Genomic DNA, 9,492 nt, shown 5'->3' with positions numbered 1-9,492 from the left:
CACCGTGGCCACTACGCAGCATGTGAAACTGGGCACGGGACAGTTCGTCGAGGCCGGCAACGAGATCCACCTCTCCAGCGGCCTCAAGGTCGTCCTCGAAGCCGGCGCCGAACTGACCTTCAAAGCCGCTGGCAGCTTCATCAAGCTGGACGCCAGCGGCGTCACCCTGGTAGGCCCGCAGATCAAGATCAACTCCGGAGGCTCACCGGGATCCGGCAGCAGCATAGCCCCAAAGCCGCCGGCACTACCGGGAATAGCGGATAGCGACAAAGCCGGGAATTTGCTGGAACAGGCTATCGGCAATGCCGATGAGCCCCCGGCCAACCAGCTAGCTGTTCGTCTGGCACCGCTGCCAAATCTCCCAGGCTATGCGGATGAGCCTTATCAGCTCTTCGCAGACGGTGCACTAGTGGAGAAAGGCTTTTCCGACACCCTGGGTTATGTGCGCTTCGATCACCGCCCAGGCACGCAGTCTTATGTCATAGAGACAGTGAACGGGCACCGCTTCACGCTGGCCATGCAAGAGCAGGCCGATGCACAAAGTCGATCACTCAGCGAGCGCTTGGGACGCCAAGGTTATCGCGACTACCCCAAGCAAGCGGCCTCACTGGAGCCGCTGCAAGAGGCCGCCGACTTCCGCCGGCTCTTGGCGGGGCAGCACAAGGACGCCGAGTAAAAGGATTTAGACATGACCTATCTCGATCAGAACCTCAGCCTGTCGCTTGAAGATCGCCACGCCACGGTGACATTGGACTGGTTTGCTCACAACAAAAAACCGCTCAGCCCACCTCGCCCTGCCGGCAATATCGTCACTCCCTTGGTCTGCGGTGAGGAGGCATTCGCAAAGGTTTATGAATGCATCGACAAGGCTCGCCATAGCGTCGACCTGATTAGCTGGGGTTTTGATCCGGCAATGCGCCTCAAGCGCGATGATCCGAGCGCACTCCCTCTGGGCGATCTGCTCAAACGCAAAGCCGAACAGGGCGTGGAAGTACGTGTGCTGATCTGGAACAACAAACTCGCCCAGCTCGGGGAAAACTCGATCATCGGCGAGGGCATGGGCGGCTCCGGTGGCACCTGGCAGGGCTCAGGCCAGAGTGAGGGGCAAGCGGTGGATACCGAAGCCCGTGAAAGCAAACGCCAGAAACTACTGCTCGAGCAGCAAGAGGAGCGCCAAAAACTGGCAGAGCTTGGGCCGAACGAGGAGCCTAAGAGACGCGCCAGTCGTGATCGACTCAACGCGATCCAAGGCAAGCTGGATGCATTGGATTCCGGCTATACCAAGGGCCGCGACTCGGGTGGCACCGCCCACGACCCGGATGCCCAGACTTACACCCGCAACTGGTTTCGCTGGGTGCATAGCAATCAGGTGCGCAACATCGAGTTCAGGACAAGAGACTTCGAATTAATCGGCAGCCTGACCTATCACGATGACGCCGGCTTCAGGATTCATCGCGGGCGTCTGATGATCCTGGCCAGACTATTGCGCGAGGATCTCATGGGAGATGTCGAATTGACGGGGCTACAGACTCTGTTGCTCAGCCTCTTCCCCAGCCATCACCAGAAGACCCTGGTCACCGATTATCAACACCCCGAACTGGCCGAAGGCTTCGTGATGGGGCACAACATGCACCGCAACTACTGGGATACCACGGCACACCTTTACGACGATAAGGCAGCCAATCGCGATATCGGCTTCGGCCCCTGGCAGGATCTGTCCCTGCACGTCAAAGGCCCGGTACTGTTCGACCTCAACCACAACTTCTGCAACGCCTGGGATAGCGGCACAAGCTGGATCAGGCGACTCTTTCAGGGCTCCCTGGCCAGCCAGCGAAAAGCGACCACACCACTCAGTTACATCCAAGATGGCGGCGAGCCGGCACAGATATGCCGTACACACCCTCAGGAAGGCCCGGAGGAAGCCATTCTCGAGATCTACGAGAAGGCACTGGGCAACGTGCATCAGTACGCTTATATGGAGAACCAATACTTCCGCTACAAGCCGCTGGCCGAGCGCTTGAAGAACACCGCCGCGAACCGCAAGACCGCCGGCGCCCTGCACGACCTGCACCTGTTCGTGGTGACCAACAACCCGGAGAGTGGTCACTTCTCCAGCACCTCCTATGACATGCTGGACAGCCTGGGCCAGGCCGAGCTGATGCCTCTGGCTCATCGCGACAACCTCTATGATCAGCGCCAACTGGCCTACCGTGAGCGCGAGCTGAGCGCCCGCCCCACCTCACCCGAGCGTGATCGCGAACTGCAGCAGGTACGCAGCCAGATGCGCCAGCAGAACATCGATGAAGCGCGTGCAGATGAACTGATAGCGGACGACCCCAACACCCACTACAACAAGGCTGCCGCCCGCGAACTGGAGCCGGAAATGCTGCCGCCCGATGGCATGAAAGTGATTATTTCCACGCTGGTCAGTTGTGATGGAGGCACTTCTACCTCTGCAGCAGCGAAAAACCAGAGCGCACGTCAGACCGACCAGCAAATCACCGAAACTCTCGGCCCTGAACAAGGTACCGCAAAATACAAACCCATCTACGTGCACAGTAAGCTGCTCTTGGTAGACGACCTGTTCTTCACCCTCGGCTCGGCCAATATCAACGCCCGCAGCCTGCTCAGCGACACCGAACTGAATATCGCCATGCCCAGTCCAAAAACCACCAGATTGTGGCGGGAGCGGTTATGGGAGATGCATTCAGGAAAAGCACTGAAACAAGATAAATACAATATGCTAAAAAATATTGAATCCGACTTTAATGCCTGGGAACGATCGATAGACATGAACTGGCAGCAACAAAAGAAAAACCTCCCTTTAAAGGGTAAGCTAGTAAGATTTTGGGATGTGGTGACACCTTATGCGACAGCTGTTGATTAAAGCACTACTTACATTTTCGCTATTTTTGCTGGGATCACAGGCAATGGCCTACGAATTCAAGTGCGCACACGAAAAGGATACAGCCCCCCAGCTAGATCAAGTAGCCGACGGCTGGTTTCAGCAAGCTAGAAATATAAGCAAGGAGCGCTTGCCGGACTGGAAAGAAGTGACCAATCTATACCAGCGCGCAGTAGAAAAAGATCACTGGAAAGCCATGCACAATCTTGCAGAGCTTTACTTACGTGGGAAAGGCGTACCCAAGAGCACCAATAAAGCCATCGATCTCTATCAGCGAATGGTCGACTTGAATGTACCGCTCGGCTATTACGACATGGGCGTTATGGTGCAGCGCGGCGTAGGGGTAGTGCAATCTGATAGAGATGCCATGCTTTTCCTGCTAAAAGCAGCCGACTTGGGGAGCCCGCACGCACAGACTCGAATTGGATACATATACATATACGACAAAAATAAAGATACCACAGGACTAGCATATATAAAATGCGCAGCCAAACAGGACTTCGCAGATGCGAACTATAAATTAGCCACCTATTACGAAGGTATTGATGTAAATATCCCAGTAGCCATGCATTATTATCAGCGCGCAGCCGCCCTGGGCGAGTCTAAAGGCGCAATGGCGATTGAGGATGCATTTCGAGATGGTCTTCTTGAATACAAACCTGATAAACGAGTGGCCCATGCCTACGGCAAAATATATGACCAAATAGAAGAAAATCCCGATATTCGCTTCCCTGACTTGGCCAAAGACCACCCACTCCCCCCGCACCCCATTCAGGGCTACCACGCCGACAAGGACATCAACTGGAAGCCAACAGGACGTGCGGACGATTATTAAGGCAGAAACAACAAAAGTCAGACCGCGACTACGCCCTTCTAAATAGTGACCCTCCCAAGAAGACATACTCTACTGGCGTATTGAACAAGGCGATTGCCTGAACACATGAACAGCCAGATTCAGCCTAGCCTTGGCAGCTACTACGGTCCCGCCACCTATTGCAGCAACGATCTTCCCACACTGCCGCCCAGCAATCGCACTGGCAATCTGGACGGGCGACTGCGTACGCCGTTACGCCGGGGGCACTACGCCCAACTGGACGCCTGGCAGGACATCGATTCCTACCTGAAGCCAGGCGCCGAACTTTATCGCGATAGTTTTGAACGTACCGGCGAAACCGATTTGTTCATCAATCATCAGCGCTGGAACTTCGAGAACTTCGCCGCCTTCCTGATCCTGGCTCCATTCCTGAAAATCACCTGCATCGTGTTTTGGCCATGGCTGTTCTGGATGTTCGCGATCACAGGGGCTCTACACAGCGCCATCAGATGGGTCGATCAATCAATCAGCCCAAACCTGGGGGTCGCGATTGATCTCGCCTTCGTTGTTTCCGTCTTTATTCTGGCCGGCCTCAGTGGCTGGTTTGCCCTAGGCAAAAGAGATCGACGCAAACATTACTTCCTCTTAACAGGGGCAGGCTTCGCAATAGCACTCATAGCCTCGCTGCTGACCTTCCAGACCTCTCAGTACGGCCTTGGTCTTTTCGTCCACTGTGGAATCATGGCCTTGCTGGTCTTCATGGGCTGGGTTGGCTGGGACTTCCTGCTGGAGCGCTACCTGCGCCTGTTCAAACACGACGGCAGCGCCTTCAACCGCCAGACAGGAATGCTCAGCTTCGCACGGCGCTGGCGGAAACCCTTCGCCGCCCCCTTCTACGAGTTCGATCCGGTCATGGAGTACCGTCCCGATCGTTATGGCGGTGGCGGCTACGCCCTATGGCTGCTCCATCGTTACAGCGACAACAAGGTCTTCCTCGGTGCGCGCGTGCAATCCATGGGGATGCGCATGAAGGACTGCCTGGCCTTCTGGGACACCCTGCAGCGCTACATGGATGTCAGCCAGCCTTTGCCGGACCTGCCCATTCTCGAACAATTCCGCCACCTCGACCCCACCACAGCCGAGCATGACCGCAAGACAGGCCGCGCGCCTCGTTACTGGCGTGATATGAAATACGAAGACTGGGAGAAGAAAGGCGTAGGACAGAGGATGAGGAGTATCGATACCTACCCCTGGCAGAACAAACCCTGCATCGTCGAGGCAAGGATCGAGCCCACCCTAGGCATCGAGGCTTATTACCGCAGCCAGGAAGCCAAGGGCATTCACGCGACGCCCAAAGGCGACGACTACGACAATATCCACCGTGGTTGAATCTACCCCGACTGTCAGGCAGCCGCAGAGCGCCGCTCGGCCGCGAAATAGCGCATCACCAAAACCAGCATCGCACCGCCCAGAACGGCGGCGCCGATAAACAGGGCCTCATAGCCCAGCGCTTTGGCAATCACCCCACTGCAAGCGCCTACCAGCCCCGCCAACAAAATCTGCGCACTGGCCTGCAAGGTGAAGTCGGCACCTTCGTGCTCGGGGCGGCACATGCGCATCATCACGGCGAAGAGGGCGACGGTGGACATGCCGTCGGCGATCTGTTCGAACAGCGAGATCGCATAGACCAGACCCGTATCGGCACCACGCCCCACCAGCAGGGCCATGCCGGCGATACCCAGCGCCTGCAGAGCGCCGAAGATCAGCAGAGAACGCAGGGCGCCGATGCGCGCGTAGAGCAGCCCGCCAAGCAGCGCGCCGCCGATGCCGGCCAGACTGCTGATCAGGGTCAGTTGGCCGAGGTCGGTGGTGCTCCAGCCCTGGTCGACCAGCATCGGCTTGATCATCGGCGAACCCAGCGCATCGCCGAGCTTGAAGGTCAGCACCACCGCCAGCCAGGCGAGCATGCCCGGTTGCGCCAGCAGCCCCTTGTAGTGGCGCCAGAGCAGACCGGGACCGGTAGGTTCAGCCTGCTCGGCGTGTTGCGGCAGCAGCCGCTTCTCCGGGAACAGGAGGATCGGCAGGGTCAGCAGCACCAGTGCAGCGGCCAGCAGGCCGATGGACAGATTCCAGCCCAGCCCGCCGATGACCAGCAGCAGGCCGCTACCGCTGGCCAGCATGCCGACCTTATAGCCGCCCACCTGCAGGCTGTTGCCCAGGCCGCGCCAGCGCTCCGGCAGCAGGCGCACGGCCAGGCCATCGGTGGCCACGTCCTGGGAGGCGGCCACCAGGTTAATCAGCAGTAAGGTCCCCAACAGCAGCCAGAAGGCCGAGTCGAACAGCGCCTGCGGGGCGATCAGGGCAAGGCCGGCCAGGCACAGGATCACCGTACCCTGCAGCGGCAGGATCCAGCCGCGGTGATGACCGAGGCGACGCGAGCCGATGCGGTCGATCCAGGGCGCCCAAAGCACCTTGAGCAACCAGGGCAGCGCCAGCAGCTTGAGCAGGCCGATCAGGCCCAGGTCGACGCCATGCTGACGCAGCAGCACCGGCAACGAGTGCGCCACCAGCCCCGACGGCAGGCCCTGGGCGCAATAGAGGGAGGCCAGCAACACCAGGCTGGTATTGCTCGGGCGAGCGCTGGAAGTCATGAAGCGTCCCTGCGGAAAAGGTGGCCAAGCCTAGGCCAGGGCGATACGGCCAGGCAACCGTCACTCAAAACCAAAAAGAATATAAACCTACACAAACATTCTTAGACTATCTAAGAAAAGGCCATTATCTTCGCCGCCTGCTTATTCCAGCCTGTTCTACCACCCACTGTCAGGCAGCCGCTTTATGAAGATCCGCGACCTCGACCTCAGCCAGAGCCCGCTCAATGCGGAGCACGAAGCACTCGGCTTGCCGCCGGTGGAAGACTACGTCTCGCACCCGGACAACCACCCCGTGCTGCGCGCCGCCATGTGGGCGGCGGTGCTGATCCTGGTCAGCCTGCTCGGCTTCCTGGCCTGGCGCCTGTTCTTCGGCGACCACGGCGGCGAAAGCGGCCTGCAGATCATTGAAAGCGCCCTGAGCAGCCCGACTTTCTGGAGCGCGGTAGCCGTTGGCTTCCTCGCCCAGGTAGTGGATGGCGCCCTGGGCATGGCCTATGGCATCACCGCCACCTCCTTCCTGCTCAGCGCCGGCGCCTCACCCGCAGCCGCCAGCGCCAGCGTGCACATCGCCGAAGTGTTCACCACCGGCCTGTCCGGCATCTCCCACGTCAAGCTGGGCAACGTCAACAAGTCGCTGTTCCTGCGCCTGCTGCTGCCCGGCATCATCGGCGCGGTGCTCGGCGCCATCCTGATCACCCAGTTCGATGGCGAAGTGATGAAGCCCTTCATCTCCGCCTACCTGCTGCTGATGGGTCTGTACATCCTGCGCAAGGCCTACCTGCATGTGGCCCAGCGCAAGGCGCCCAAGCACGTGGCCAAGCTGGCCCTGTTCGGTGGCTTCGTCGACGCCGCTGGCGGCGGTGGCTGGGGCCCGGTGGTCACCAGCAGCCTGATCGGCTCTGGCAGCGACCCGCGTACCACCATCGGTTCGGTCAACTTCGCCGAGTTCTTCCTGACCCTGTCCAGCGCAGCCTCCTTCATCCTCCTGGCCGGTGAGCTGGATACCTGGCTGATGGTCGCCGGCCTGGTGTTCGGCGGCATGTTCGCCGCACCGTTCGCCGCCTTCCTGTGCAAGAAGATCCCGGCACGCACCCTGATGACCATCGTCGGTTGCCTGATCACCCTGATCAGCGCCTTCAACATCTACAAGTCGCTTTTCTGATCCCCTTGCTTTGCGCACCTGCCGCCTCCATCTAGGCGGCAGGAGGACACCGACATGAGCCACCCCCTGCTGATTCCCTGCCCCGCCTGCAACGGCCTCAATCGCATTCCGAACGAGCGCCTGGGCGATGCGCCGCGCTGCGGCCGCTGCAAGCACGAGGTGCTGCCGAGTGCGCCCTTCGAGCTGACCCAGGCCAGCTTCGCTGCACAACTCAAGGGCGACCTGCCGCTGCTGGTCGATGTCTGGGCCGACTGGTGCGGGCCGTGCAAGGCCTTCGCGCCGACCTTCCAGCAAGCCGCCAGCCAGCTGCAGGGCCGCTGCCGCCTGGGCAAGCTGGACAGCGAAGCCAACCAGCAGCTCGCCGGCCAGCTCGGCATCCGCTCCATCCCCAGCCTGATCTTGTTCCGCAGCGGCGTCGAAGTCGCCCGCCAGGCCGGCGCCCTGCCGCTGCCGCAACTGCTCGGCTGGCTGCGCAGCCAGGGCATCTGAGCGAATCGGTCAGCCGCGGCGAGCGCCGCGGTCATTGCCGCTGCAGCGCCAGCGGCTAGTCTCGGGGCAACCCTGCCAGGAGCCCGAGCATGCCGCTACCCGCCGAGATGGCCCGCGTCTTCACCGAAGAGAAGATCGACTTCGTCAAACGCTGCGGCCTCAAGGCCGAACAGCTCGAGCCCGGCTTCGTGCGCCTGCGCATGCCCCTGGCCGGCAACCAGAACCATATCGGCACCCTCTACGCCGGCGCCCTGTTCACTCTGGCCGAGATTCCTGGCGGCGCACTCTTCCTCACCAGCTTCGACGTGCAGCGCTTCTATCCGCTGATCAAGGAGATGAACCTGCGCTTCCGCCGCCCGGCAACCAGCGACATCTCGGTCGAGGCGCGACTGGATGCCGCGGAGATCGAGCGCATCCAGGCCGAGGCCGAGCACGCCGGCAAGGCCGACTACCGCCTGGAACTGCAGCTGTGCGATGGCAGCGGCGAAGTGGTGGCCGAGACCAGCGCGCTCTATCAATTGCGTAAACACTGACGTACGGGACTTGTCCCCAAGCCCAAGCAGGTCTATTTAGAAAGCACATTCTAAAAAACCCGCAGAGGTTTCACCGGCGCCGCGCATGGACGAGGCGCCCCAAGGGGAACGAAATGACAGGACATGTCCTCATCGCGCACGACCTGCGCGATACCGCCGATCTAGCTCTTCGCCGCGCCGCCCAGATCGCCCGCCAGCACAACGCCAGGCTGACCCTGCTGCACGTGTTCGATCCCAAGCTGGGCCAGGCCGAGCGCGAACGCATCGAGCAGACCCTCGACCGTAGCCTCACCGCCTTCGCCCCACCCGGCAGCCAGTTGCGCCTGTGCCAGGGCAAGCCCGCCGAAGGCGTGCTGGAGCAGGTGCAACAAAGTGGCGCCGACCTGCTGGTGCTGGGCGCCCATCACCAGCGCCACGAACTGTTCTCCGGTACCACCCTGGACCGCATCGCCCGCCGCTGCCCGGTGCCACTGCTGCTCGCCGCGCGCGACGAAGCCGAGCCGTACCGCAGCGCGGTAGCCGCCATCGACTTCTCGCTGTGCGCCTGTACCGCCCTGCACCAGGCCGGGCTGCTGCTGCCGAGCGAGGCGAGCATCCACGCCCTGCACGTATTCGAGCCGCAGCAGAAGGGCAGCGCCCAGGAGGCCGAGCTGCTCACCCAGCGTGCGCTGATCGATCAGTTGATCCACGACGAGGCGCAGCGCCTGCCGGCCAACGCGCCGAAACTCAGCCACGAGGTACGCACCGGCGGCATCCTGCGCACCCTGCAGGAGCACATCTCCAGCAAGCAGCCGCAACTGCTGGTGCTCGGCAGCCACGGCCGCAGCGCCCTGTCCCAGGCCCTGCTCGGCAGCCTGGCGCAGCATTATCTGCACAAGGCGCCCTGCGACATCTTCGTCGTGCGCTGAACCTCAGCCGCAAACGAAAAAGGCGCCCTA

General features: G+C 60.9%; 8 protein-coding genes and 1 pseudogene. 8 read left to right on the top strand and 1 reads right to left on the bottom strand.

Translation table 11 applies throughout. The annotated features are described in order from the left end of the window. The 4 genes and pseudogenes from IP89_RS23545 to IP89_RS23740 form a co-directional block, all read left to right on the top strand. A pseudogene (locus tag IP89_RS23545) lies at positions 1 to 676 on the top strand (type VI secretion system tip protein VgrG); the annotation flags it as partial. Positions 677 to 688: 12 nt separating this feature from the next. After that, entirely contained in the window at positions 689 to 2,887 is a 2,199-nt protein-coding gene (locus IP89_RS14395; protein WP_043310277.1) for a phosphatidylserine/phosphatidylglycerophosphate/cardiolipin synthase family protein, read from the top strand. After that, positions 2,868 to 3,740, top strand: a complete 873-nt coding sequence (locus tag IP89_RS14390; RefSeq protein ID WP_052081087.1) for a tetratricopeptide repeat protein — start codon at positions 2,868 to 2,870, stop codon at positions 3,738 to 3,740. Before IP89_RS14395 ends, IP89_RS14390 begins: the two co-directional genes overlap by 20 nt. A 105-nt stretch (positions 3,741 to 3,845) precedes the next feature. After that, positions 3,846 to 5,108: a hypothetical protein gene (locus IP89_RS23740; RefSeq protein WP_256203150.1), complete on the top strand. Its 1,263-nt coding sequence runs from the start codon at positions 3,846 to 3,848 to the stop codon at positions 5,106 to 5,108. A gap of 14 nt (positions 5,109 to 5,122) precedes the next feature. Here the strand turns inward: IP89_RS23740 and IP89_RS14380 are convergent, their stop codons facing one another. After that, positions 5,123 to 6,370, bottom strand: coding sequence for an MFS transporter (locus IP89_RS14380; RefSeq protein ID WP_043310275.1), 1,248 nt, complete (start codon positions 6,368 to 6,370; stop codon positions 5,123 to 5,125). Between the two features lie 184 nt (positions 6,371 to 6,554). Between IP89_RS14380 and IP89_RS14375 the strand changes: the two genes are divergently transcribed. The 4 genes from IP89_RS14375 to IP89_RS14360 all read left to right on the top strand — a co-directional run bounded on the left by IP89_RS14375 (position 6,555) and on the right by IP89_RS14360 (position 9,462). Then, the gene (locus tag IP89_RS14375) at positions 6,555 to 7,532 is read left to right on the top strand and encodes a sulfite exporter TauE/SafE family protein (RefSeq protein ID WP_043310274.1); all 978 of its coding nucleotides are present in this window, start codon (positions 6,555 to 6,557) and stop codon (positions 7,530 to 7,532) included. A gap of 54 nt (positions 7,533 to 7,586) precedes the next feature. Beyond that, positions 7,587 to 8,021 (top strand): thioredoxin TrxC, encoded by a 435-nt coding sequence (gene trxC / locus IP89_RS14370; protein WP_043310272.1) that lies wholly within the window; start codon positions 7,587 to 7,589, stop codon positions 8,019 to 8,021. 89 nt (positions 8,022 to 8,110) lie between these two features. Continuing rightward, complete coding sequence (locus IP89_RS14365) at positions 8,111 to 8,554, top strand: PaaI family thioesterase (RefSeq protein ID WP_043310271.1); 444 nt, start codon at positions 8,111 to 8,113, stop codon at positions 8,552 to 8,554. A gap of 113 nt (positions 8,555 to 8,667) precedes the next feature. After that, positions 8,668 to 9,462, top strand: a complete 795-nt coding sequence (locus tag IP89_RS14360; protein ID WP_043310270.1) for a universal stress protein — start codon at positions 8,668 to 8,670, stop codon at positions 9,460 to 9,462. Positions 9,463 to 9,492 lie beyond the last annotated feature (30 nt).

The organism is Pseudomonas sp. ML96, assembly GCF_000761545.1.
In the GTDB taxonomy this organism is placed as follows: domain Bacteria; phylum Pseudomonadota; class Gammaproteobacteria; order Pseudomonadales; family Pseudomonadaceae; genus Aquipseudomonas.
This window is presented reverse-complemented; position numbering and strand designations above follow the sequence as displayed.

Bases quoted from the DNA above. Each gene is read 5' to 3' on its own strand.
- IP89_RS14395 (WP_043310277.1), top strand. From the start codon at position 689: ATGACCTATCTCGATCAGAACCTCAGCCTGTCGCTTGAAGATCGCCAC.
- IP89_RS14380 (WP_043310275.1), bottom strand. From the start codon at position 6,370: ATGACTTCCAGCGCTCGCCCGAGCAATACCAGCCTGGTGTTGCTGGCC.
- IP89_RS23740 (WP_256203150.1), top strand. From the start codon at position 3,846: ATGAACAGCCAGATTCAGCCTAGCCTTGGCAGCTACTACGGTCCCGCC.
- IP89_RS14360 (WP_043310270.1), top strand. From the start codon at position 8,668: ATGACAGGACATGTCCTCATCGCGCACGACCTGCGCGATACCGCCGAT.
- IP89_RS14375 (WP_043310274.1), top strand. From the start codon at position 6,555: ATGAAGATCCGCGACCTCGACCTCAGCCAGAGCCCGCTCAATGCGGAG.
- trxC (WP_043310272.1), top strand. From the start codon at position 7,587: ATGAGCCACCCCCTGCTGATTCCCTGCCCCGCCTGCAACGGCCTCAAT.
- IP89_RS14390 (WP_052081087.1), top strand. From the start codon at position 2,868: ATGCGACAGCTGTTGATTAAAGCACTACTTACATTTTCGCTATTTTTG.
- IP89_RS14365 (WP_043310271.1), top strand. From the start codon at position 8,111: ATGCCGCTACCCGCCGAGATGGCCCGCGTCTTCACCGAAGAGAAGATC.